A 24,068-nucleotide genomic window follows, 5' to 3' on the forward strand; every position below is an offset into this window, starting at 1 on the left:
CTGAAGAGAAGATGTCGCCATCGACTCAAAATTTTCTGCGCAGTTACGAATCGACCCCTACGATGCAACGCGCCAAACTGAAATCGACCTATGCCGTAGACCAGGAGAATAGCCAGACCATCGTCTCGGCATTCCTCCACCTTAACGATGAAAACGACCTCGAAGGCCTGGCCGACAACGGTGTAACCGTCAATGCCCAATACGGTACCATCCTCTCGGTACGCATTCCGGCCGACAACCTCGAGGCGGTATCGCAACTGCCCTCGGTCGAGTATATCGAGATTGGACGTCCGGTACATAAACTCATGAACACGGTACGTAGCGCCGCCTTCGCCAATGTCGATGCCCTGCACGCCGGCACGAGCCTCACCCAGGCCTACACGGGTAAAGATGTCGTGGTGGGTATCATCGACGGCGGTTTCCAGTACAACCACATCAACTTCTACGACACGGCCGGCGAAAACCTGCGCGTGAAGAGAGTCTGGAACCAAAACGCTACGGGTACGCCTCCCTCGGGTTACTACTACGGCCGGGAATATACGACCTCCGAGTCGATCGTATCGGCCAAGCAGGATATGACCGACTGCCACGCCACCCACGTGGCCGGTATCGCAGCCGGAGCCTACCACGGTAACGAATACTACGGCGTGGCTCCCGACGCCGACCTGGTGTTTGTAAGCTACAACCTCTACGATACCAGCAGCAGCAACACGAGCATCAGCGACGGTATCAAGTACATCTACGACTATGCCGAATCGGTGGGTAAACCCTGCGTCATCAACATGAGCCTCGGATACCACATCGGGCCACACGACGGAACCTCGACCTTCGACCGCATCTGTGACTCGCTGCAAGGCGAAGGCCGCTTGCTGGTAGGTGCCGCCGGCAACGAAGCCGAGACCAACATACACGTAAAAAAGACGCTGACCACCGACGACTCTTCACTGAAGACGCTGGTCGACCTGGGACAGAACCAAAATACGACCGTCGACATTTGGGGCGATGCCAACAAGACCTTATCGGTCAAAGTAATCGTTTACGATACCCGCAACCAGAAAGAGGTCTATACCTCCAGCGAATTTTCGACAGCAACCAGCTCCAGCAAACAGATATCCAGCCCCACCGGTACCTACGGCGAAGTCTATATCGCCACGGCTACCGACCCCAATAACCAGAAGGGCAACATTACAATCGATATGAACGTAATCCCGATGAGCAACTATTACCATGTGGGCTTCGAGGTATCGACAACCGAAGAGTGTACCGTCAATGCCTGGACCAACACGCCGTATACCGCGTTCTCCAACTTCGGGATAAGCGGATTTACCAACGGCGACAACGACTCCAGCATGGGCGAAATCGGTGGAACAGGCTCACGAATCATCTCGGTAGGTGCCTACACCAGCAGCAACTATATCGAACACAGAAACAGCTCGATGTACAACCAATCCTACCAGACGGTAGACCAACTGGCCACCTTCTCGAGCCACGGACCGACGGCCGACGGCCGTATGAAACCCGATATAGCCGCACCGGGTACAATGATCGTATCGTCGTATAACAGTTCGACCTGCAGCACCAGCCGCAGCGACTATTACGCAACCGTGGTAGGCCAATACTACGTAAACGGTACCAATTATTACTACGGTTCGATGGAGGGCACCTCGATGGCTGCACCGGTGGTAACGGGCGTATTGGCCACCTGGTTGCAGGCCCGGCCTACCCTCACCCCCGAGCAGGTGCGCGAAGTATTCGCCAAATCGGCCAAGACCGACAGCTACACGGGCAGCATTGCCGGTGTAGGCAACAACCAGTGGGGTTATGGCAAAATCGATGCCTACAACGGTCTGGTCTATTGCCTCAACGAACTCTCGGGTATTGAAGAGACCGGAGCTCCTACCCGCTCGATGGTCTATCCCAACCCGGCTGCAGAGAGCTGCTACTTCGTGTTGCCCAGCGACGACCAGCAGGTAACCGTAGCCCTCTACTCGCTCAACGGAGCCCAGGTGCTCAACCTTTATGCTGGCGATGTCGTGGCCGGCGAACAGAGGGCCGTATCGCTGAACGGTATTGCCCCGGGTATCTACCTCATGCGCATTACCGGCGAGAAGAACCAAATCACGACCAAACTGACCGTCAAGTAACCACAACCGACAGGTCTCACCCATACAGAGAGGGGGCGGAAAAAATTCCGCCCCCTCTCTTTTTTTATTACAAGCTATCGAAGAAATTCCCGCTGAAAGGCGATGCGCTCGTCGCCGTTGGCCAGATAGATGATGCCGCACCGGCTGAAGCCGTGGCGCACGAGCAACTCCTGCATCACCCGGTTGTCGCGATGGGTATCGATGCGGATATTGTCGACATGGCCCCAACAGTAATCCAGAGCCGCGGCAAAGATACCGCCCACCCGACCGGCCGAGGCGATGCGATGTATCACGCCGTAGGGCTTGTCGTTGAGCCAGGCCCCGTCGTAGATGGTGGCATAGGTGGGCTCGGGCGCCACACCGTAGCGGAAACAGAAGGTTCCCACAATCGCCCCCTCGTCGTCGAGGCAGACGAAGCTGCTGGCAGCCTCCATATCGGCCTGGATGATTTCGCGCGAGGGGTAGCCACCCGTCCATTGGTGGAGGTTTCCGTGCTGCCGCATGAACCGTTTGGCCTGCTCAAACACGGGCATCACCTGTTCCAAATCGTCGATTGTCGTGGGTCTTATTTCCATTTCGTGTCGGTTTTATCGCGAAGCCAAGTCGTCGTAGAGTTTTTGCAAATAGGCTTTCCCCCGCTTCAACCGTAAGGCGTTGCTGTCGTTCTGCTCGACGAGCACCGACTGTGCGGCACAGTCGTAGACGGCAGCGCCATCGCGGTCGACATATCCGAACCCGTCGGGGAAGGTATAGTAGGCAAAACGCTCCCGCGTGGGGTCGGCCAGATTCTTGCTGAAGGTAAAGTCGTCGTAAGGGATATGTAACTGGGCCAGCAACGTAGCCGCCAGGTCAATCTGCGACATGTAGTCGTCGACTACCCGCGGCGAGCGTACGGCTCCACCGGCCCACACCAGCGGTATGTGGTGATAGTCGATGTCGTGATTCTGCACGTTGTAGGGGTAACGGAAGGCGTGATCGGCCACGAACACCAGCAGGGTGTTCTTCCACACGGGGAGCTGCTTGAGTCGCGATACAAACGCACCGAGGCAACTGTCGGTATAGGCGACCGAGTTCAGATACTTGTCCTCGAGGCGGTGCATGGGCACATCGAACGGCTCGTGGCTGCTGAGGGTGAGAAACATCTTCATAAAGGGTTTATCGGCCGGCTGCTCGGCTATGAGACGATAGAGCTCGTCGAACGTCACATGGTCGGGTACGCCCCATTTGCTCAGCCGCTGGCTCAGCGGGAAGTCGCTATCGCACACGATACGGTTCATGCCCATCGAGATGAAGTAGGAGCGCATGTTGGTAAAGTCGGCATCGCCGCCATAGATAAACTGGGTGTCGTACCCCTCATTGCGCAACGACTTGGAGATGGCCGGAAGCGACTGCGACTTGGCGGGATATTTCATAATCGAGGCCGTAGGCTGGGCCGGGTAGCCGCTCAAAATCGAGGTGAGCCCCCGGTCGGTACGGAAACTGTTGGCATAGCAGTGGGTGAAGAGGATACCCTCCGAGGCAATCTGCTCGAGATTGGGCATCACCCCCGACAGACCGCCCAGGCTCTCCATGGCCGCTCCCGAGAAACTCTCGAGCACCACCAGCACCACGTTGGCACCGGGCTCGACCCATTGAGCCGAGTCGGCCGGGAATACCGACGATCCGCCACCCCGCAACGGTGCGAACAGAGCATCGGCCTCGGCCGGTTCGAAGAAACGGTATTGTGTCGAGAAATCCTCCGACTTGGAGAGCGACGACATCAGACTGAATACCGGGTTGATGGCGGCATGGTTCAACTCCATACGCTCGCTGAAATAGGCCTTGCCCACATTCATGGTCGAGACCGTGAAGCCGCCTCGTATGGGGATGAACAACGACGTCGTGAGCAACAGCAAGACCGCAAACGAAAGGTGTGGACGACGGGGTTTCTCCCATTGGGCCACCCTACCCGACCAGCGCCACAACGGCCACACGAGCAGCGCGGCATAGGCCACGATAAGAAGCAGAATCACCACCGTTTGCCACACCGGGATACTGGCCACGGCATCGGCCGGCGAGGCCAAATAGAAGAGCGGCGTAGCATCGATGCGGAATCCCCAGAAGCTGTAGAGCACCGCATCGCTCAAGGTGATGGCCGAGATCACTGCGGCTATCAGCACGAAGTAGGCCCGGAACACCGGTTTCCACCACGCGCCCCGCAAATAGACGGTAACGGCAGTGAGCAGAGCAGGCAAAGCCGTAATATAGGCAGCCATCGAGGCGTCGAGTCCCCGGCCGTGCCATATCACCGCCAGCCACTGCGACAGAGGCTCGTCGCCGTAAAGATTCCAATGATACAGCATGAAGAGGGGCTTTTGCACGGCAAACATGATGAGAAACCAGCAATATATCCACACCAAAAAATAGAATCGTCGTTTCATATTCGGCACTGTTTATAAGCTGCAAAGCTAATATAAAAATGGCCTTCGGGGCGAAATTAAACCGGTGAAACGATTTGTTTAATATTTATTAAGGGTCGAAGATTAGTTAGAATGATTATAAATCGTGAACTTTGTTACAATTACCATTTGTATCACCTAACACAGTAGTAATGAAAAAAATTTTATTATTATCAGCCTTAACTGTTTTTGCAATCATGGCACAAGCTGCTAACCCCTTTTTCGGGCCCTACAAGACGCCCCATCAAACAGTTCCGTTCGACAAGATAAAACTGTCGCACTACGAACCGGCTTTCAAGAAAGCCATTGAAGAGAATCAAAAGGAGATCGACGCCATCGTGAACCAGCGCTCGACCCCCACATTCGAGAACACCATCGAGGCACTCGACCGCAGCGGCCGTATGCTCAACCGCGTGGCCAACGTCTTTTTTGCCGTATTGAGCGCCGAGGGCAACGACGAGATGATGGAAATCTCGCAACGCGTACAACCCATGCTGTCGGAGCACAGCAACAACATCAGCCTGAACGAGAAGCTCTTCGAACGCATCAAGTTCGTGTATGACCGTCGCGACCAGCTCGACCTCACCCCCGAGCAACAGATGCTGCTCAAGGAGACCTACGAGTCGTTTGCCCTGAGCGGAGCCGAATTGCAAGGCGAAGACCGCGAAAAATATCGCAAACTCTCGTCGGAGTTGAGCCAACTCACCCTCGACTTCGGACAGAACGTATTGAAGGATACCAACCTCTTCTCGATGATGCTCACCGAGGATGAGCTCGAAGGTCTGCCCCAAAGCGCCCGCGACGCTGCTGCCGCTCTGGCCAAGAGCAAAGGCAAAGAGGGTTACATGGTCAACCTCTCCTACCCCAGTTACAGCGCCTTTATGAAATATTCGTCGCGTCGCGACCTGCGCGAGAAACTCTATCGCGCCTACAACACGCGCAACCAATCGGGCGAATACAACAACATCCCCATCCTGAAACGTATCGCCGAGGTACGCCTCGAGATTGCCAAGCTCTTCGGTAAACCCAACTTCGCCGAATACAACCTGCAAACCACCATGGCCGGCAACAGCGCCAACGTGTACAATCTGCTGAACCAACTGCTCGACGCCTACAAGCCGGCCGCCCTGCAAGAGGTGAAAGAGATTCAGGGTTTCGCCATTGGTAAAGAGGGCAAAGACATGACGCTCATGCCCTGGGACTTCAGCTACTACTCCGAGCAACTCAAGCACATCAAATACGACCTCAACGACGAGATGCTGCGCCCCTACTTCGAGGTGAACAACACCATCAAGGGAGTATTCGGTCTGGCTACCCGCCTCTACGGCCTGCACTTCACGAAAAATCCCAAAATCCCCGTATACCACCCCGAGGTCGAGGCTTTCGAGGTAACCGACAACGACGGTAACTATGTGGGTGTAATCTACACCGACTTCTTCCCCCGCGAGACCAAACGTGCCGGTGCCTGGATGACCGAATTCAAAGGGCAATGGAAAGAGGAAGACGGAACCGACAGCCGTCCGCAGGTAACGATCGTGATGAACTTCTCGCGCCCCACGGCCGATGCTCCCGCCCTGCTCACCTACGACGAGGTGGAGACCTTCCTGCACGAGTTTGGCCACGCCCTGCACGGCCTGCTCTCCGACGTTACCTACTCGACCCTCTCGGGTACCAACGTATACCGCGACTTCGTAGAGCTGCCCTCGCAGTTCAACGAGAACTTCCTCGCCGAGAAAGAGTTCCTCGACAGTTTTGCCGTTCACTACAAGACAGGCGAAAAGATGCCGGTCGAACTGGTTGAGAAAATCAAGGAGTCGAGCCAATACCTGGCCGCCTACCTGTGCGTACGTCAGCTCACCTTCGGCTTCCTCGACATGGCCTACCACACCATCGAAGCTCCTGTCGACGACGCTGTAGCCTTCGAGAAACAGGCCATCGCCAAAACCCTCGTGTTGCCCGACGTGGAGGGAACCCTCATCGCTCCTCAATTCGGTCACATCTTCTCGGGCGGTTATGCTGCCGGATACTACGGATACAAATGGGCCGAGGTGCTCGACGCCGATGCCTTTGCCGTGTTCAAGGCCCACGGTATCTTCGACCCGGCTACCGCAGCTTCGTTCCGCGACAACATCCTGAAACGCGGCGGTACCGAGAACCCCATGACCCTCTACAAACGCTTCAAAGGCAGCGAGCCTACCATCGAGGCCCTCATGCGCCGCGACGGTATCATCAAATAATATCGCTCCTCACGCATCACATGACGGAGTCCGCCACACTGCGGGCTCCGTTATTTTTTTACCTGTATCAGACCCTTGTTCGGCCAAGGGATTGATGCCAACTGCCTCCCCCCCCCTCGCTGGACTACTCACACCGAATGCATAGGCGCCATAAAGTCGATTATCCCACGATACGACTCGGAATCCAGTCGACACAGAAGTAGTAAAAGGAGATACCAACAAGGGCCGCCTTGCTCACGGCAAAGCAGCCCTTTCGTATAGATTTGAGATAATCGAAATATCCTTCTGTACCCCCGGCGACTCCCGGTTTAGAACGAGAAGTGGAGCGAAATGCGCACGCCGCTCTTGCTCACGTTGGGGCTGTCGCGATAGGTCAACCGCCACACGTAATCGACCCGCAAGATGGTAAAGATGTTGTCGAGTCCCACGCCGCACTCCATGTAGGGCATCTTGTCCATCTCGGTACTACCTTTGGGGAAGACGAAGAGGTCTTGATTGTAGAGCGGGTTGTTCTTCTTGCTGAGCGAACCGTAGAGACCTCGGAACGAGAAGACCTCGCGCAGCTTCATGTACTTGAGCAGCGGAATGCGGTTGAACAGAGCACCGTTGGCGTTGTAGGTGAAGTCCCACGACACGTACTGGTCGTTGATAAATTCGAGAGCATTCATCAAGGCATACGACTCGGGTTGTATCGTGTACGAGAGGTTGGCGTTGGGGAGCAACAGCATGGGGAAAGGCACCTTGTCCCACACCTTGCCGGCCTTGACGATACCGTCGAAGTAGCCGAAGGCCGAGAACCAGAACCGTTTCTGGATACCGAACTCGGTGCGGTTGTAGGAGTAGCGGCTGCCCAGCACATCCTTGAAGGCAAAGCTGTGCGAGAGGGTGAGCACCGGGGCGTCGAGGTTGATGGGATAGCGGTTGCTGCGGGTCTGGTAGAACTTCTCGTTGGGGGCAAACCGCAACTTCACATCGAAATAGGTCTGCATGTAATCTTTTGTCTCTTTGCCGAACCCGTCGATGAAAGCAATACGCTCGGTTGCCATCTGCTGAATCTCGTTGCGGATACCCAACCCGAACGAAAAACCGCCCTTGCGCTCCTGCAGGTACGAGAGCTCGGTCTTGCGCAGATAGGTAGCCTTGTTGTCCGACTTGCGCTTGAGCGAGAGGAATACATTATCCTTGTTGGTATACATGTACTGCTGTCCCAACTGGTCGATGTCGTAGGTGTGGTTCAACTTGATGGAGTGAATGGGGAACTCCCGCGAGTGGAACTTCTTCTTGTTGAACGAATATTCCACCTCGCCCGAATATTTCATCTTCTCGTCCTTCGTACCATAGGCCACGTATCCGCGGGCAAACCAGTGCGGATTGAGCTGTGCGGTAGTGACACCGCCTACTCTGAAACGGGCCCCTTCCACCTCGTTGGCACTGATGGTGGTATTCATGGGACCGAAGTCGAACTTGCTCTCCTCGCTGGTCTCGATATACCCGGCTATGAGTATACCCAACACCTTCTCGGTATAGTAAAAGGCAGGCACCTCGCGCAACCGGGCCAGGAGCTTGTCGACCGCCCCCTCCTTCTTCTTCACCGGCACATGGCGGTTATCGACCCAAAACTCCTCGGGCTTGGCCTGTGCATCGACCTCGACCCGCTCGCGCCCCTCGAAGTCGTAGACCGACAAGTCGTCGGGCGGCGTAAACGAAAACTTGTCGTATGTGGTCATACGGCGGGCATACAGTCCCTGCGTGGCCGGCATCACCTTGAACTCGATGATGGCATCGTCCTTTGTCTTGATGCGGGTTCCGTCGTCCAGCTGCTTGTAATCCTGCTCGAGATACATGTTCTCCACATAGTTGAGGTTGATGTCGCGGGGGACGTTCAGCTTCACCTTCTTGATGAAATAGGTCGAGTCGCCCTCGGGCACATAGATGTGACCCGTGAAGCCAAACGACTCGGAGTTGAAGGGGACAAATCCCAAATCGATGCAGCGCACCCCGTCTACGGGAATGGTGTCGAGCAGATAGTATTTGTAAAACGAAGTACCAATGCTCGACAACGGGCTCACAAACCGGTTGTTCAGCAGCGTGATGTCGTTTCTGAAAATATCGATTTCGCGGAACAGGTCGTCGCACAGCATCTGCACGCTCTCCTCGTTGAATATCTCGTCGATACCGGCCCGCTTGATACCCGTCACAATCGACTTCTCGGTCTCGGGGCTACGGCGGTAGTAGTTCTCGGCAATCTTCTCCTTGATCGAAACCGTCAGGATAGGCTTTCCCGACACCTCCGACGTATCTACATAGTCGAATATAAACTGGAATTTCTTGAAAAGCCACTTCTTCTTTTGCTCCTCCGAAAAGTCGTTGAGGGCAAAAGTCATCTTCTCGTATTTCTCGTAATTGAAAAAGTCGTGACGCTTGGGGTCGCCCACGTCGCGCCGCTCAATCAGCTTCTTGACAAACTCTACCGCGGGGTTATTCTTCTTGCTGTACTTCTCCTTCTTGGGCTTTACCACCACCTCCTGCAGCGTATAGTCCGACGGCACCAAATCGACCTCCAGATTGTTCTCGGCACCCTTCTTGACGAAAACCGTCTTCTCACGGTAACCCAGCGTAGCAATACGCACATTCAGGAAGTTATCGCGCACGGCCACAGCAAATTTGCCATCATCATCGGTCATGACACCTTTGTCACTTCCCACAAAAAAAACCGAAGCATAGGATATGGGTTCATGGGTTATAGAGTCCCTTACGATTCCCTTCACCACCGTCGTCTGTTGTGCCTTAACCGAAACAGGAAGCCCTACACACAACAAGCAAAGGGCCAATACCACATATATCTTTTTTGCCATAAAAGTCTCAAATACTGTACAAAGTAACCGGTACCACCATTCGATTCACTCGAATATCCGGGTGACAAAAGTACAAAAAAACTGCCGCTCACCGGGCTTTTATCTCCAACAGTTCACGGGTTTAACAATGTTTAATAATGCCCGCATCTTTATTCCATCTCTTAAACCAAATAAATGTATTATATTCGGTTCACTATTTATTTTTGTTAATTCATGAATATAGAGATCGAACGCAAATATCGGGTGACCGATACCTCGTATCGCGCCCAAGCCACCCGCTGCACCTACTACAAACAGGGATACCTGTCGGCAGCCCCTGCGGCCACCGTGCGCATACGCATCGCCGGCGACCAGGCCTTCATCACCATCAAGGGTACCACCACCGGCTGCTCCCGGCAGGAGTACGAATACCCCATACCCGTAGCCGACGCTACCCGAATGCTCGACTCGTTGTGCCAGTCGGGCCTCATCGAAAAGAGGCGATACCTCTACCCCTATGCCGGGCACACATGGGAGATTGACGAATTTATGGGCGACAACGAAGGGCTGATTGTGGCCGAAGTTGAATTGCAATCGGAGTCGGAAGCGGTACAGTTGCCCCCGTTCATCGGCCGCGAAGTGACCGGCGACCCGCGTTACTACAACTCTTGCCTGGCCCAAAATCCCTATAAAAACTGGGAGGAGAAAGAATAATTTCCGCATTTAGCTTTTTTTTACAATTAAAGCCATTGCATATCGAATCTTTTCCGTACCTTTGCCCCCGTCAAAAACGACAGACCATTGGAAAGATGCCGGAGTGGTCGATCGGGACGGTCTCGAAAACCGTTGTACCCTTACGGGTACCGAGGGTTCGAATCCCTCTCTTTCCGCAGAAAAAGAGCAAATCGCGCAGGTTGATTTGCTCTTTTTTATACCCCTTTTTCAGATGGATACCCCAAGAAGACAACGGTCCCCCCTCTCGAGAAATCCATAAATTCAGACATAAACTTCTTCACGAAACAAGACACAGGTCCACCACCCTACTTCGGCAGACTTACCCGCAGACGGAGGGCCGAAGAGAGCGCGCCGCACAAGGTGAGGATACCGGCCAGAAGCATGGCATCGTGCGGTGCGGTATCGCCATGGATATGGAAAAGCAGAGCGACCAGGGCGGCCCCGATAGTCTGCCCCGTGAGTCGGGCGGTAGCGAGCATGCCGCTGGCGCTGCCGGTACGTTGCGGAGGTGCCGAGGTGAGCAGCATGTGGTTGTTGGGCGACTGGAAAAAGCCGAAGCCCATACCGCAGAGCATCAACCGCCATACAATCCCGAAGTGATTGGCATCGGTAGGAATGAACGAGAGGCTGAAGCAGCCGATACTCATGATAATCAACCCCACTCCACCCAGGATTCCGGGGTGAATCTTACCAATGAGCACACCGGCCAGCGGTGCTACAAAGACAATGACCAGCGGCCACGAGGTCATCAACAACCCGGTGCCCACGGCATCGTAGTGGAAAGTATTGACCAGCAGGAAGGGCATGGCCACCAGACTCATCATCTGTGCCGTAAAGGAGAGAATACTCGTCATCACCGACATCGAGAAGATGGGTATCTTGAGCAGGTCGAAGGGAAGCATGGGATAGCGCTCACCCAACTGCATGCGCACATAGAAGGCAGCCACCACGGCCAATAACACGACACCGCACAACACCCAGCGCACCGGCACATCGTGCGAATAAGCCTCGATACACCCGATGAAGAGCCCGAAGGTGGCCGCATTGAGCAGAGCCTCCTTCCAGTTGAAGCGATGCCCCAGACGCCGCACGGCATTGTCGGGCAGATATTTGCGTCCCAGGATAAAGGTGGCGATACCTACCGGCACATTGATGGCAAAGAGCCACGGCCACGAAGCAAACGACAGGATGGCGGCCGCCAATGTAGGCCCGGTGACCGAAGCGATGGCCACCACCGTAGCATTGAGTCCTACCCCCTCGCCCAACCGGTGTTTGGGATAGATGAGCTTGATGAGAGAGGTATTCACGCTCATAATCATGGCGGCTCCGAATCCCTGAAACACCCGCGAGACCACCAGCAGCGGCAGGTTGTGCGACAGGGCACAGAGCAGAGACCCGATGGTGAAGACCACGACTCCGCGCAGATAGACCTGCTTGTAGCCCCAACGCTCGCCCATCGACGAGAAGGGAAGCAGGGTCATCATAATGATCAGCTGGAAAGAGTTGACGATCCAGATGGAATCGGACGACGAGACGTGCAGCTGCTGAGCTATACTGGGCAACGCCACGTTGCAGATAGAACCGTCGAGCACCGACAGGAACAACCCGCAAAAGGTCGTCGCCATGGCGTAGTAAATACGCGGGCGGTGCAGACCGTCCCAATTCAAATCTCCTACAATCTTGTCTTCCTCTTCCTGTTTCATCTTTTTACCTTTCTTGAAAACCATGCTCACGCATATCGGCCGCAAAGGTAGTGAAAATGGACATAGAGGCAAACGAAAAACTCCGTTTTTCCCGTTTGCTCAATCTCTGCTCACCTCAAAGGTAAAAAACAAAAAAAGCAGGAAATACACACCCCGTCTGCAAGTATACCGGACTTTCCTCAAGACTTATTCTCGAGATGGCTTACGACTGTTGCACCACTTGGCATAGAGCCTTTTACACCCTTTCACCACCATAGGGGCAAAGATTCCGCCCAATAACCCGGGAATGAGGATACTGATCAAGACAAATTCCAGTGTAGTCATAGCTATAAGCGTTTAGATTCTGATTAAAGTCACCCGTGTAAAGAAACGAAAATAATTTTACCAAACCAAAGAAATCGACTATATTTGTCTACCTGTCAAAACAAGATGTGCCACATGAAAACACCCTACCTAACCCCCTCTAATTTCTGTCGCAAATACGTTGTCGGACTGTTGTTGCTTTGCCTGGTCGCCATCCCGGCACGGGCCCAATGGAGTGTAGGCGGTAAAGCGGGTATCAACTGGTCGACGGTGAGATACCCCAAAAACGTACTCAACGACAAGGCCAGCTATATCGTGGGCGGTCAAGCGGGAGTAGTAGCGACCTACACATGCAATACCTATTTCGACCTGCAACTCGAGCTGCTCTACGCCACACACGGCTACAAAGACAAGACTCTTATCTTCAACGACGAGCGAGGCGACACGATGTACAAGGGGTATTCGTACCGCATCCACTACATCGATATTCCGCTGCTGGTCAAGTTTTTCCCCGTAGCCGGTTTCAACATTCAGGCCGGTCCGCAACTGAGTATCGGGTGTGCCGCTACCGATTCGTGGAAAGGGGTGGAGGCTTTTCAGCAACCGGCAGGAGCCGAACTGGGCGTGGTCGCCGGACTGGGATACGAATTTGATTCCGGTCTCTTTGTCGATGCCCGCTATACCTGGGGGCTCACCCACTCCATTCGCGACGCAGAGAGTGCCTTCGAGAGTCGCCACATAGGCATCTCGGTGGGGTATCGCTTCTTTTTGTAAACCCATCAAGGGGCTGACCTCAACCCTATAAAGAGAGATAAAAGCAGCCCCGCTCCACACCGGTTCAGTCGAGCATGAGACTCATATAGGGAGGCATGGCCGGGAAATCGACGAGCGAATCCTGACGGGAATCGCCAAATACCAGAAGTGCCAACTCGGCCACGTCGACATCGAAGTCGCACGTATCGGCCTCTACACGACCACACGCACCATCGGCAATTCGATAAACGCCGTTATTCGCAGGCAACAGCGGGTCGGACACCCGCACGACCACCTGCAGCGAAGGATGGTTCTGCGCTACAGTCGAGAGCATGGCCGGCACATCCACGATGCGCATCATGCCCATGCGCTGCAACACCCCCTCCCCGCTATCGGGTGGCAGCGCCACCGTAACCGGCAGGCCGGGGAACGTGCGTTCGACCTCGTGCAGGGCCGCTTCGCGAGCCTGGTCGTCGACTGCCAAGAGTTCTTTTACCCGTGTGCCATCGTCGTATGGCACGGCAAAAGCCAGCGCCGAAAGCTCACCCGCCTCATCGGCCAAGGCAATCACCTCGCCCCCGTCGAGACGGTTGTCGCCGCAAATCACCTCAAAGTCGTTCCGCGCATGCAACATGCAGCAAGGCCGGCGGCGCATCTGGGTATCGAAAAAGGAGTAAAGCCGATCGGGCGACGGAGCCACCCGCCGATACCCGGCACCCTCGAAACGATGCACGGCCGTGAAGTGACTCTTGCGCCGAAAGAATACCGGGGCATACCCCTTGGTGGCATAATAGCCATACAACCACGGCTCGGCCGGGATGAGCGCCGACAGCGGAATGGCACGCGACCGCATCGTCTCGAACGACTCCCGCAACAACCGGCCCATCAATCCCCGGTTGCGATACTCGGGACGAGTAGCCGCTCCCGAAATATAACTTACCTCCAACACCGACTCCCCATAGGTCATGCGGTAAGGGAGCATTTGCAAGGCCGACGTCAACACGCCCCGCTCCTCGAAACAAAGGGCATTTTCATCGCGATACAAGTGGCCGAACAAGAGGTCGACAAATTGCTCGTCGTCGTGAAAACAGAGTTGCCACAACTCCCGAATACGGGCTTTCTTCTCCGAAATCTCCATGATTACTTTATCTTTCATGTGCTAAACATACCCCACACGACAAAAGTTTTCCATTTGCAAGGTTTTATAGCTGTATAAATTATAATCAACTGGTTTATAGTACTATTATGAATGATACTTATATCTCCACTTGAATAAAAATCGGTAAAACCTACAACACACTGATTACAAGACACTTATAAATATCCATATCCATACGATAAACCTCTATGTAACGCGAATGGCGTTTGCTATAAAACAAACGCCATATATTCGCTACTTATATATCCAAATAAAAAAGTATTTGATTTACAAACTATTTACAAATAAATCTAAAGCCATAGTCTACAAAATCACATTCGTTATGCCTCCTGGCTCGGTGAGTTGTTACCGCCATTGCCGTTATTACCCGAGCGAGGCTTGCGCCGGCGATGATTGCGACGACGCGACGACGAACCACTCTGATTCTGCGAAGCGGTATTCTCGCTCTTCTCCTTAACCGGTTTCTCCGAAGCCGGAGCCGACTTGTCCCCCTTCGGGGCGGTATTCTTGGCAGCATTGTCTTTGGGGGTACCCTTGTCGCCCCGACGGCGATTGCGCGAGCGGCCACGCCCCTCGCCTCCCCGGTTTCCACCCCGGCCGTGACGGCCACCCTTCTCTTGCTTGGGAGCATATACCGGCCCTTCACCTACCCCCTCGGGCATCTCGCGCTTGGCAATTTCATAGCCCAGAAAAGTCTCGATGCGGTTGAACTTGCCCTGCTCCTTCTCCGACACGAAGGTAATGGCAGTACCCTCGGCATTGGCACGAGCCGTACGACCGATGCGGTGAATGTAATCCTCGGGGTCGTGAGGCACGTCGTAGTTGATGACCAACCCGATCTGATCGATGTCGATGCCTCGCGAAATGACATCGGTAGCCACCAGAATATCTATCTTGTTGTTTTTGAAATCGAGCATCACTGCCTCACGCTCGGGCTGCTCCAGGTCGGAGTGCATGGCGGCCACTCTGTATTTTTTCCGTTTCAAGGCAAAAGCCAGCTCCTTGACCTTCTGCTTCGACGACGAGAAGATGATGGTCTTCGTTCCGGTCGGCTCTCTGAAGAGGTAATCTATAATCCCCATCTTCTGATTCTCGTAGCAGACATAGGCCGACTGGTCGATGGCTTCGTTGGGTTTCGAAATAGCCACGTTCACCTCCACGGGATTGTCCATGATATTCTTGGCCAGCTGGCGAATCTTGGGCGGCATGGTAGCCGAGAACATAATCGTCTGTCGCTTGGCCGGCAGGCTCTTGCCTATCTTCATAATATCGTCGTAGAATCCCATATCGAGCATGCGGTCGGCCTCGTCGAGGATAAAATACTCGACTCCCGAAAAGTCGATGTTCGAGATATTCAGATGCGAGATGAGCCGGCCCGGCGTGGCTATAATCACATCGGCTCCCATGGTCAGGCCCCGCTTCTGCTGCTCCCACGACGAACCGTCGCCACCCCCCGAAACTACGGCCGTAGAGATGGGCAAGAAATAGGAGAAGCCGGCAAACTGCATGTCAATCTGCTGGGCCAACTCGCGCGTAGGCGCCACAATCACCGCGCGCACCTTGTCGCCGCTGCCGGGAAACTCGGTAAGCAAGTTCAACAAAGGCAATATATAGGCAGCTGTTTTACCCGTACCCGTCTGGGCACAAGCAATCAAATCTTTTTTCTGCAATATCACGGGAATGGTCTGTTCCTGAACCGGGGTCGCCTCTTGAAAATTCATGGCGTCGAGTCCTTGCATGACCTCTTCCGACAATCCGAATTCTTCAAATGTCATATCTTTTTTCCTTAAATTTTTCTTTTCGTCTATCTAACTCTTGCAGGAAATTACAAGCCCTCGAGGCTTCCATTTTCCCGAGTAATAATTTTTCGGTGACAAAGTTATAAAAAAAAGGCGATATGCCGCAGCATATCGCCCTCTATTCGTTATTAAGCCGTTACATAGCTTACTGATGTTGAGGCCGCAACAGGTCGTTCACGGTCTTCACCGGGTTGAAGGTCTCGGCGGGAACCTCGACAAACACGGTGTTCCAGTCGCTCATGGCGCCATTCCACAAGCCCGGCAACTCGAGAGCTTTCAACTCGCGGCCATTTTTCGACTTATGCGAAATGAATCCGGTATTTTTGTCGACATAGCGAGGCAAATCGTACTTGACACCCTGACCGTCGCGCACGGCACAAACCAGATCGACCGGGTTGAAGTGTGTACCGGCCTCGAATTGCCGCTTGGCTTCGGGGTTGGCCATATCGATTTGCGAACTCTCCAGAATCTGCAACGAGGTAGTACCGTCGGGATTGTATGCCACAAACGGACCACCACCCGGCTCGCCCGAATTGCGCACCATACCGCACACCCGGATAGGACGGTCGAACTTGCGCAACAGATAGAGCGCCAACTCGGCATCCTCGAGATTCTTGGTCTCTTCGTTTCGCACAAAGAGCTTCTGTTGCAGGAACTTCACCATTTCGCGCAAGTCGTCGATGGTGTACTTGCCGCTCTTCAGCATGGCCGTGTAGCGATTGACCTCGGCCTGCAAGGCCACCAGCACACCGCCTATCACTTTCTTGTAGCGCACGGTGGGCTCTTTGAGGCGATCGGGCACCACATTGTCGATATTCTTCACGAAAATTACCTCGGCATCGATGTCGTTGAGGTTTTCAATCAGGGCACCGTGACCACCGGGACGGAACAAGATTTTACCGTTCTCTTCGCGGAACGGCTCGTCGTTCATATCCACGGCAATGGTATCGGTCGAGGGTTTCTGCTCCGAGAAACTGATGTTGTAGCGCACCCCGTAGCGTTTCTCGTAATCGACCTTCTTCGAGGCGACCAGCTCTTTGAAGTGAGGCAGATGCTCGTGCGAAACCGTGAAGTGAATATTCACCTCGCCATCGGAGCTGGCAGCATAGAGAGCCCCCTCGGTGAGGTGCTCCTCCATGGCCGTGCGATTGGTCGTGGCATAGTGGTGGAACTTGAGCAGCCCCTTGGGCAACGAGCCGTAGTTGAGCCCCTTGGCCTCGAGCAGATTCGACACGACAGCCTTGTAGCGCCCGGCAGCCACCAGGTCGGCAATGCCCATACCCTCGTTTTTCAGACAGGCGGCATCGAGATCGGCATAGAAGGCAAAGTGCTCGATCGAGTCGAAAAATTTCTTTTCAAAATCGGTTTTCGGTTCGGTGTACTCGGCCGACAGAAAAGCGAACAAATCCTTGAACATGCGGCTGGCCGCTCCCGATGCGGGAACAAACTTCACCACTTTGTGATTGTCTTTCAAGTATCCTTCCCAAAGATCCAGGTAATATTGCGTCTGTTGCTCATCGAGCGACAAAATGCCATTCCCTACCGATGCCGAGGAGGCGATTTTCAGGAACGGGAATCCCCTTTTGAAAGATGCCAACTGGTCCTCGACTACCCGTATATCGATACCTTTTTCGGCAAACAAGTTTAAATCCTCTGTTGTAAACATATCTATAATGAATAATGAATTTTAATTCTGTTCCCAAAACTACAAAAAGCTCTAAAAAAAAGTGCACTTTTAACTATAAAAATATATATTTGAGACATAATTTTTCGATAACAGTCACAACTTATGCCCGAAAAAAGCTATTTCACCCCCGAGGAAAGAGGAAATGTCCTATCGGTTTATCGGCAACTTCTGCGCAACAGCCGGCCGGTGATGTCGCTCAACGACTTCACCCGCATGCGCAAACTCATCACCGAAGCGGTAGAAACAGGACATTACCAGCGCAACAAACAGGGCATCAATCCGGTCGTTCGCAACTTGAATACGGCGCTTATCCTGTGCGACCGGGTGGGACTGGAGCGCAGCATGCTCATCTCGGTATTGCTTTTCAATCTGGTAGTGAGCGAATTTCTCACTATCGAAACTGTACAGAAAGAGTTTGGCGACGACATTGCCCAACTCATTCGGGGACTTATCAAATCGAACAGCCTCTATGCCAAGCAGGCGGCTGTCGAGAGCGAGAACTTCCGCAAGCTGTTGCTCTCTTTTGCCGAAGACATACGGGTGATTATCATCATGATTGCCGACCGTCTGTGCGTGATGAAGATGATCAACCACCACCCCAACGAGAAGTATCGCTACGACGTAGCCTGCGAGGCGTCGTACCTCTACGCACCGCTGGCCCACCGGCTGGGCCTCTACTCCATCAAATCGGAGCTCGAGGACCTCTCGCTCAAATATACCAATCGCGAAATCTACGACCAGATAGCCCACAAGCTCAACGAAACGAAGCGCAACCGCGACAAGTACATCACCGAGTTTATCGAGCCGGTCAAACAGAAACTCGAGGCCGAGGGGCTCAACTTCGAAATCAAGGGTCGCACGAAGTCGATCTTCTCCATCTGGAACAAGATGAAGAAACAGAAGGCCGACCTCGAAGACATCTACGACCTGTTTGCCATACGGGTGATTCTGGAGACTCCGCTCGACCAGGAGAAGGCCGACTGCTGGAAAGTCTACTCGATTGTGACCGACATGTACCAGCCCAACCCCAAGCGAATGAAAGACTGGCTGTCGATACCCAAGTCGAACGGGTACGAGTCGCTGCACATCACCGTGCTGGGGCCCGGACAACGATGGGTCGAGGTGCAGATACGTACCCGACGCATGGACGAAATCGCCGAACGCGGACTGGCAGCCCACTGGAAATACAAGGGTATCAAGAGCGAATCGGGGCTCGACGACTGGATGAACAACGTGCGCGAAGTGCTCGAAGCGGCCGAACATGGCGGTGCTCTGGAACTGATGCGCGACTTCAAGATGGACCTCTACGACAAAGAGGTGTTTGTCTTTACTCCCAAGGGCGACCTCTACAAGCTGCCACTGGGGGCTACCCTGCTCGACTTTGCCTTTCTCATCCACACGGGACTGGGGTGCAAATGCGTGGGCGGCCGAGTGAACGGAAAGATAGAGACCATCAAATACAAGCTCAAAAGCGGCGATACCATCGAGGTACTCACCTCGCCCAACCAGACCCCCAAGCAAGACTGGCTTAACATTGCCTCCACTTCGAAAGGGCGCGTCAAGATAAAACAGGCCCTCAACGAACAGCAGAACAAAGATGCCGAGTATGGCAAGGAGCTGCTGCAACGCCGGTTCAAGAATCGCAAGATGGAGATGGAAGACGGCATCATGATGAAGCTCATCAAAAAGATGGGCTACAAGACCGTGACCGACTTCTACAACGAGCTGGCCGCCGAGCGCATCGACGTGAACCGAGTCATCGACCTCTACCTCGAAATCGAACACAAAGAGAACAACGAGCAATACGAAGCCCGCACGGCCGAAGAGTTCACGCTGCAACCCAGCGAGCACGACGACTCGAAAGAGGACGAGCTCATCATCGGCGGCGACGTGAAGGGTATCGACTACAAGCTGGCCAAGTGTTGCAACCCCATTTTCGGCGACGACATCTTCGGGTTCGTATCAACCGAGGGGACCATCAAGATACACCGCAAGGACTGCCCCAATGCCCGCCACATCTACAGCCGCTACCGCTATCGGGTGGTCAATGCCCGGTGGTCGGGAAAGATGGGCTCAAAATATGTCTGTGTGCTGCGTGTCGTGGGCAACGACGACATCGGCATCGTCACCAACATTACCTCAATCATCTCGAAAGAGAAAAACATCTACATGCGCAACATCTCGATCGACTCGAACGACGGACTCTTCCAGGGACACATCACCGTCATGGTCGACGACACCTCGAGCCTCAACAGCCTCATCAAGAAGCTCAAGACCGTGAAAGGGGTAAAAGATGTACAACGGAGTTCGATAAACTGTTAATGACCCATTAAAAACACAATATGAATATGACAAAATACCTCTACCTTTGGATATGCTCCTGTATTCTTCTTTTTCCGGCCTGCGGCGACGGTAGCCACGAAGCCGGCGAACAATACGAAAAAGCCTTGAAACTCTTCGAGGCGGGACAGTACGAAAGCGCCCGAAATGCGATAGACAGTATCGAGCAGCTATACCCCAAAGCCTTCAAACAGATCAGAGAGGGCATGTTGCTCATGTGCCGGGTCAAGCAGAAAGAGAGCGAGCGAAACCTGCTCTATATCGACAGCGTACTCAAGGTAAGACAGGCCGAACTCGAGGCAGCCAAAAAGAAATTCCGCTTCGAGAAAGATGCCAAATATCAGACCGAAGGCAACTACGTGTACAACAAACTGCCCAAACAAAACGCCATCACCCGCAGCCAGCTGAAGGTGCAGGTTACCGAAAACGGTCAGATGCAGCTGGCCAGCGTATACTACGGCAGCACCCCGCTGAAGCATAGTTCGATACGGGTCACCCTACCCGACAAGAGCAAGGCCGAGACCCTGGCTATCGGATACGACGGAGCCAACAACTACCGGTTTACCGACAACGGCAAGTATACCGAAATCGTCACCTACAAGGATGGACAATGTTCGGCCGTCGCTTCGCTTATTGCCGACAACACCGACAAGGCCATCACCCTCACCTATCTGGGCGGAAACCGTTACACGCTCGCTCTCGACCGGACGACTCGCGAAGCGGTGAAAGAGACCCGCAACCTCTACACTCTGATGCGTAATGTCGATGACCTCACCCGGGAATATCAGCTCAACATCCGTACCCTCGAACTGGCCGACAAGCAGGTAATGCAACTGGAGAAACAACAGAAATCAAAGAAACAATAACAGTCGTATCACGACGAAAAGAAGAACGGCCGGGGCAAACACCTCCGGCCGTTCTTCTTATAATAAGTTTTTATTTCCTGCAGTTCAACGCTCCAACCCGTTGCTGCGCAACCACCGGAATATCTCGGCATAGACCGATGCCCGTGCAGCCGGCTTCGACAACACGAGGTCGTGCAACCCCTCCTTCACCTCAAACTCGGTGACATGCGGCCCCAGCGTACGCCCGTAGCGGGCTATATCTTTCACATCGAGCACCGCGTCGCCCGACTGGTGCTGCGGGGTCCACTCGTCGCCCTGCACCGACTGGCTCGAATACATCAACAGGATGGGACACGGTATGTGCAACCCCTTGTGCACCTGGTTATGCCCCCGATGTATGGCCCGTACCCAGGCCGCGGTGACCGGCCGCGAGGCCATAAACTTCAGGTTGGTGTCGTAGTCCCACTCGCCGTGATACTGTTTCAACAGACTCTCGGCATAGGCAGTGGAGTTGCCCTGGCTGATTTTCGTATTCTTGAAACAACCGCCCCAGGCCGAAACCAAAGGCACCAATACCTTTTCGTAAAAGCCGCTCATGTTCATGTCGAGGAACGGGCTGTTGAGGATAAGCCCCTGCACCGGCAGGGAGTCGCGATGCGCCTCGCAATAGAGCGAGGTGATGAGCCCTCCGGTCGAGTGCCCCATCAGCACAACCTCGGTATTGCCCTCCTGCCGGACAAGTGTCAACGCCGTGTCGAGATCGGCAAAATACTCGCTCAAGTCGCGCACCTCGAAAGGGGTTTGCTCCGGCAGAAGCGAACGCCCATACTTGCGCAGGTCCACGGCGTAGAAGTTGAAACACGAGTCGGTAAAGGTCCGGGCCATCTCCTTTTGGAAAAAATAGTCGTTATACCCGTGTACGTAGAGCACGGCCCGATGCACATTGGGGCAAGGCGACAGACTGCGCACGAGCGTAGTCACCACCCGACCGCTGTAATCGTCGGGCATGACGAGTGTTTTCGATTCGAACCCCTCGCCCAGGCGATCGGGTTGGTACTGTGCAAAGGTGAATGATGTGGTTGCGGCCAGCCCACACAGCAAAACCGCCACAAACAGTTTGGCATACTTGATCATCGCTATCGTCTTTTTAAAGATTAGTCGTTCAACGAGTTTTTCAAATTGCCGAAGACCTTGGCCAGCATCGCACCGGCCATCTCGACCTCGCTGTCGGAAAATCCCTCGAGAGCGGTACGCATGATGGCCGTTACCAACGGCTTGGTAGCATCCTCGAGTTCACGCCCCTTGTCCGTGAGATGAATGAGGTTGATACGGCGATCTTTCACACCCGGCGAACGAACCACCAGCTGCTGTTTCTCCAGATTGTCAATCAACCGGGTCATACTCGGCTTGTCTTTGAAAGTGACATTACACAACTCTTGCTGAGTTACCCCGTCGCGCGACCACAAATAGTAGAGCACCGTCCATTGCTCGGGTGTAATGTCGATTGACAACTTGCGAAAACTGCGGTGCAACTTCCGATTGATGGCTGCCGACAACTTACCGCTCATCAGAGCAAAGAGCATCTCTATATTTAATTCCGAAAAGTTCATATACGAATCATTGCTTAAACAACTACAAAAATAACTCAACTTTGCTACAAAAACAAATTTAGCCTCCTTTTTGCTCACTATCGGCGAAAAAGAGGCTATTATTTTTTTCCATCAAACCATCGCCACCGGCCCCATCTACCCGAATCAATCGGATAAAGACAGTTGCCGAGCGCGGCCCTCCCGGTGCTACATCTGCTCGTAATCCTTGGCCAAGCCACCTTCGCCCGTCTCCTTGTAGAGCGACGGCAGGTCGTGCCCGGTCTGCTTCATTACCGCCACCACCTTGTCGAACGAAACCCGGTGGTTGCCATCGGTAAAGGCCGAATAGATATTGGCATCGAGAGCCCGGGCCGCGGCATAGGCATTCCGCTCGATGCAGGGAATCTGCACCAGGCCGCACACCGGGTCGCACGTCATGCCCAGGTGATGCTCGAGACCCATCTCGGCGGCATACTCGATCTGTGCCGGGCTGCCCCCGAACAGTTGGCTGGCTGCCGCCGAAGCCATGGCACACGCCACGCCTACCTCGCCCTGGCAGCCCACCTCGGCCCCCGAAATCGAGGCATTCTGTTTCACGATATTACCCACCAAACCGGCCGTAGCCAACGCCCGCAGGATGCGCATGTCGCTGAAGTCGCGGCTCTTCTGCAAATGATACAGCACGGCAGGTACCACCCCGCACGAGCCGCAGGTAGGTGCCGTGACAATACGGCCACCCGAGGCATTCTCTTCGCTCACGGCCAGGGCATAGGCAAAGACCAGCCCACGGCTCTTCAAGCTATCCTTATACCCCTTGGCCTTTATATAGTAGGAAGAGGCTTTGCGCCGCAGGTTCAACGGCCCCGGCAACACGCCCTCTTGGTCGAGACCCCGCTCGATGGCCTGGCGCATTACCGCCCACACCTCGGCCAGGTAGTTCCAGAGGTCATCGTCCTCGCACTCCTGCACATACTCCCAATAGCTGCGCCCCGTGCGCTCGCACCAGTTGAGTATCTCGGTCATGTGATTCATTTCATACAGCTCGGGCGACTCGTCGAGAGCCTTCCCCTCTTCGGCCAAAGCACCGCCTCCGATGCTGAAGACCGTCCATTCGTCGGTCACCTCGCCCCGGCTGTTCTTCGAGCGGAAGGTCATGCCATTGGGGTGAAAAGGCAGAAATACCGAAGGCTTCCACACAATCTCGACCGGCGCATGGGGACGCAACGTGTCGAGGATAGCCACGTCGGTCAAGTGGCCCCGCCCCGTAGCGGCCAGACTGCCGTATAACGTCACTTCGAATGCCGCCGCATCGCGATGGCGTTCCAAAAACATTTCCGAAGCCTTGCGCGGCCCCATCGTATGGCTGCTCGAAGGGCCATACCCTATGCGATATATTTCCCGTATGGTTTTCATCTCATTTATGTATAATGTAAATACAAAGATAGTGAAAGGTGAGAGCAGAGGCAAATGGAAAACGCAGTTTTCAACTTTGCCTGGGCCGA

At 54.2% G+C, this 24,068-nt stretch carries 16 protein-coding genes and 1 tRNA gene; 7 read left to right on the plus strand and 10 right to left on the minus strand.

Annotated features, from left to right (window positions below; translation table 11 throughout):
* Positions 1 to 11: 11 nt before the first annotated feature.
* On the plus strand, positions 12 to 2,144 hold the full coding sequence (locus ABGT88_RS08895; protein ID WP_346701611.1) for a S8 family peptidase: 2,133 nt from the start codon (positions 12 to 14) through the stop codon (positions 2,142 to 2,144).
* A gap of 74 nt (positions 2,145 to 2,218) precedes the next feature.
* Here ABGT88_RS08895 and ABGT88_RS08900 read toward each other — a convergent pair whose 3' ends face one another.
* Both ABGT88_RS08900 and ABGT88_RS08905 read right to left on the minus strand, forming a co-directional pair.
* Positions 2,219 to 2,719 carry a GNAT family N-acetyltransferase gene (locus ABGT88_RS08900; RefSeq protein ID WP_087407304.1) on the minus strand — a complete coding sequence of 167 codons (501 nt, stop codon included), beginning with the start codon at positions 2,717 to 2,719 and terminating at the stop codon, positions 2,219 to 2,221.
* A gap of 12 nt (positions 2,720 to 2,731) precedes the next feature.
* A complete protein-coding gene (locus ABGT88_RS08905) occupies positions 2,732 to 4,564 on the minus strand; it encodes a sulfatase-like hydrolase/transferase (protein WP_346701613.1) in 1,833 nt (610 codons plus the stop codon).
* 170 nt (positions 4,565 to 4,734) lie between these two features.
* Here ABGT88_RS08905 and ABGT88_RS08910 point away from each other — a divergent pair, with 170 nt between their 5' ends.
* Positions 4,735 to 6,819: a M3 family metallopeptidase gene (locus tag ABGT88_RS08910; RefSeq protein WP_258327480.1), complete on the plus strand. Its 2,085-nt coding sequence runs from the start codon at positions 4,735 to 4,737 to the stop codon at positions 6,817 to 6,819.
* Positions 6,820 to 7,127: 308 nt separating this feature from the next.
* Here the strand turns inward: ABGT88_RS08910 and ABGT88_RS08915 are convergent, their stop codons facing one another.
* Positions 7,128 to 9,674 carry a DUF5686 family protein gene (locus ABGT88_RS08915; RefSeq protein WP_346701616.1) on the minus strand — a complete coding sequence of 849 codons (2,547 nt, stop codon included), beginning with the start codon at positions 9,672 to 9,674 and terminating at the stop codon, positions 7,128 to 7,130.
* 213 nt (positions 9,675 to 9,887) lie between these two features.
* Here ABGT88_RS08915 and ABGT88_RS08920 point away from each other — a divergent pair, with 213 nt between their 5' ends.
* Positions 9,888 to 10,367: a CYTH domain-containing protein gene (locus ABGT88_RS08920; RefSeq protein WP_087407300.1), complete on the plus strand. Its 480-nt coding sequence runs from the start codon at positions 9,888 to 9,890 to the stop codon at positions 10,365 to 10,367.
* A gap of 89 nt (positions 10,368 to 10,456) precedes the next feature.
* Positions 10,457 to 10,543: transfer RNA gene (locus ABGT88_RS08925), tRNA-Ser, on the plus strand.
* A 150-nt stretch (positions 10,544 to 10,693) separates the two neighbouring features.
* Here ABGT88_RS08925 and ABGT88_RS08930 read toward each other — a convergent pair.
* Positions 10,694 to 12,091 carry an MFS transporter gene (locus tag ABGT88_RS08930; RefSeq protein WP_346701618.1) on the minus strand — a complete coding sequence of 466 codons (1,398 nt, stop codon included), beginning with the start codon at positions 12,089 to 12,091 and terminating at the stop codon, positions 10,694 to 10,696.
* A gap of 438 nt (positions 12,092 to 12,529) precedes the next feature.
* On the opposite strand from ABGT88_RS08930, the gene ABGT88_RS08935 reads away from it, so the two are divergent.
* On the plus strand, positions 12,530 to 13,168 hold the full coding sequence (locus tag ABGT88_RS08935; protein ID WP_258327483.1) for a porin family protein: 639 nt from the start codon (positions 12,530 to 12,532) through the stop codon (positions 13,166 to 13,168).
* Between the two features lie 64 nt (positions 13,169 to 13,232).
* Here the strand turns inward: ABGT88_RS08935 and ABGT88_RS08940 are convergent, their stop codons facing one another.
* The 3 genes from ABGT88_RS08940 to ABGT88_RS08950 all read right to left on the minus strand — a co-directional run bounded on the left by ABGT88_RS08940 (position 13,233) and on the right by ABGT88_RS08950 (position 17,771).
* Positions 13,233 to 14,303, minus strand: a complete 1,071-nt coding sequence (locus tag ABGT88_RS08940; RefSeq protein WP_346701620.1) for a GNAT family N-acetyltransferase — start codon at positions 14,301 to 14,303, stop codon at positions 13,233 to 13,235.
* A 323-nt stretch (positions 14,304 to 14,626) separates the two neighbouring features.
* Positions 14,627 to 16,081 carry a DEAD/DEAH box helicase gene (locus ABGT88_RS08945; protein WP_346701622.1) on the minus strand — a complete coding sequence of 485 codons (1,455 nt, stop codon included), beginning with the start codon at positions 16,079 to 16,081 and terminating at the stop codon, positions 14,627 to 14,629.
* Between the two features lie 169 nt (positions 16,082 to 16,250).
* Positions 16,251 to 17,771, minus strand: coding sequence for a DUF4301 family protein (locus ABGT88_RS08950; RefSeq protein ID WP_298661811.1), 1,521 nt, complete (start codon positions 17,769 to 17,771; stop codon positions 16,251 to 16,253).
* 123 nt (positions 17,772 to 17,894) lie between these two features.
* Here ABGT88_RS08950 and ABGT88_RS08955 point away from each other — a divergent pair, with 123 nt between their 5' ends.
* Both ABGT88_RS08955 and ABGT88_RS08960 read left to right on the plus strand, forming a co-directional pair.
* The gene (locus tag ABGT88_RS08955; protein WP_087407293.1) at positions 17,895 to 20,114 is read left to right on the plus strand and encodes a bifunctional (p)ppGpp synthetase/guanosine-3',5'-bis(diphosphate) 3'-pyrophosphohydrolase; all 2,220 of its coding nucleotides are present in this window, start codon (positions 17,895 to 17,897) and stop codon (positions 20,112 to 20,114) included.
* Between the two features lie 20 nt (positions 20,115 to 20,134).
* A complete protein-coding gene (locus tag ABGT88_RS08960; RefSeq protein ID WP_087407292.1) occupies positions 20,135 to 20,998 on the plus strand; it encodes a hypothetical protein in 864 nt (287 codons plus the stop codon).
* 84 nt (positions 20,999 to 21,082) lie between these two features.
* Here the strand turns inward: ABGT88_RS08960 and ABGT88_RS08965 are convergent, their stop codons facing one another.
* The 3 genes from ABGT88_RS08965 to ABGT88_RS08975 all read right to left on the minus strand — a co-directional run bounded on the left by ABGT88_RS08965 (position 21,083) and on the right by ABGT88_RS08975 (position 23,979).
* Positions 21,083 to 22,111: an alpha/beta hydrolase gene (locus ABGT88_RS08965; protein ID WP_346701625.1), complete on the minus strand. Its 1,029-nt coding sequence runs from the start codon at positions 22,109 to 22,111 to the stop codon at positions 21,083 to 21,085.
* A 20-nt stretch (positions 22,112 to 22,131) separates the two neighbouring features.
* Entirely contained in the window at positions 22,132 to 22,587 is a 456-nt protein-coding gene (locus ABGT88_RS08970; RefSeq protein ID WP_258327488.1) for a MarR family winged helix-turn-helix transcriptional regulator, read from the minus strand.
* Between the two features lie 186 nt (positions 22,588 to 22,773).
* Positions 22,774 to 23,979, minus strand: coding sequence for an L-serine ammonia-lyase (locus ABGT88_RS08975; RefSeq protein WP_087407749.1), 1,206 nt, complete (start codon positions 23,977 to 23,979; stop codon positions 22,774 to 22,776).
* Between the last annotated feature and the right edge of the window lie 89 nt (positions 23,980 to 24,068).

The organism is Barnesiella sp. An22 (assembly GCF_963931395.1).
Taxonomy (GTDB): domain Bacteria; phylum Bacteroidota; class Bacteroidia; order Bacteroidales; family Barnesiellaceae; genus Barnesiella; species Barnesiella merdigallinarum.

Coding starts and splice junctions, on each gene's coding strand:
- ABGT88_RS08895 (WP_346701611.1), top strand. CDS start 12: ATGTCGCCATCGACTCAAAATTTTCTGCGCAGTTACGAATCGACCCCT.
- ABGT88_RS08900 (WP_087407304.1), bottom strand. CDS start 2,719: ATGGAAATAAGACCCACGACAATCGACGATTTGGAACAGGTGATGCCC.
- ABGT88_RS08905 (WP_346701613.1), bottom strand. CDS start 4,564: ATGAAACGACGATTCTATTTTTTGGTGTGGATATATTGCTGGTTTCTC.
- ABGT88_RS08910 (WP_258327480.1), top strand. CDS start 4,735: ATGAAAAAAATTTTATTATTATCAGCCTTAACTGTTTTTGCAATCATG.
- ABGT88_RS08915 (WP_346701616.1), bottom strand. CDS start 9,674: ATGGCAAAAAAGATATATGTGGTATTGGCCCTTTGCTTGTTGTGTGTA.
- ABGT88_RS08920 (WP_087407300.1), top strand. CDS start 9,888: ATGAATATAGAGATCGAACGCAAATATCGGGTGACCGATACCTCGTAT.
- ABGT88_RS08930 (WP_346701618.1), bottom strand. CDS start 12,091: ATGAAACAGGAAGAGGAAGACAAGATTGTAGGAGATTTGAATTGGGAC.
- ABGT88_RS08935 (WP_258327483.1), top strand. CDS start 12,530: ATGAAAACACCCTACCTAACCCCCTCTAATTTCTGTCGCAAATACGTT.
- ABGT88_RS08940 (WP_346701620.1), bottom strand. CDS start 14,303: ATGAAAGATAAAGTAATCATGGAGATTTCGGAGAAGAAAGCCCGTATT.
- ABGT88_RS08945 (WP_346701622.1), bottom strand. CDS start 16,081: ATGACATTTGAAGAATTCGGATTGTCGGAAGAGGTCATGCAAGGACTC.
- ABGT88_RS08950 (WP_298661811.1), bottom strand. CDS start 17,771: ATGTTTACAACAGAGGATTTAAACTTGTTTGCCGAAAAAGGTATCGAT.
- ABGT88_RS08955 (WP_087407293.1), top strand. CDS start 17,895: ATGCCCGAAAAAAGCTATTTCACCCCCGAGGAAAGAGGAAATGTCCTA.
- ABGT88_RS08960 (WP_087407292.1), top strand. CDS start 20,135: ATGAATATGACAAAATACCTCTACCTTTGGATATGCTCCTGTATTCTT.
- ABGT88_RS08965 (WP_346701625.1), bottom strand. CDS start 22,111: ATGATCAAGTATGCCAAACTGTTTGTGGCGGTTTTGCTGTGTGGGCTG.
- ABGT88_RS08970 (WP_258327488.1), bottom strand. CDS start 22,587: ATGAACTTTTCGGAATTAAATATAGAGATGCTCTTTGCTCTGATGAGC.
- ABGT88_RS08975 (WP_087407749.1), bottom strand. CDS start 23,979: ATGAAAACCATACGGGAAATATATCGCATAGGGTATGGCCCTTCGAGC.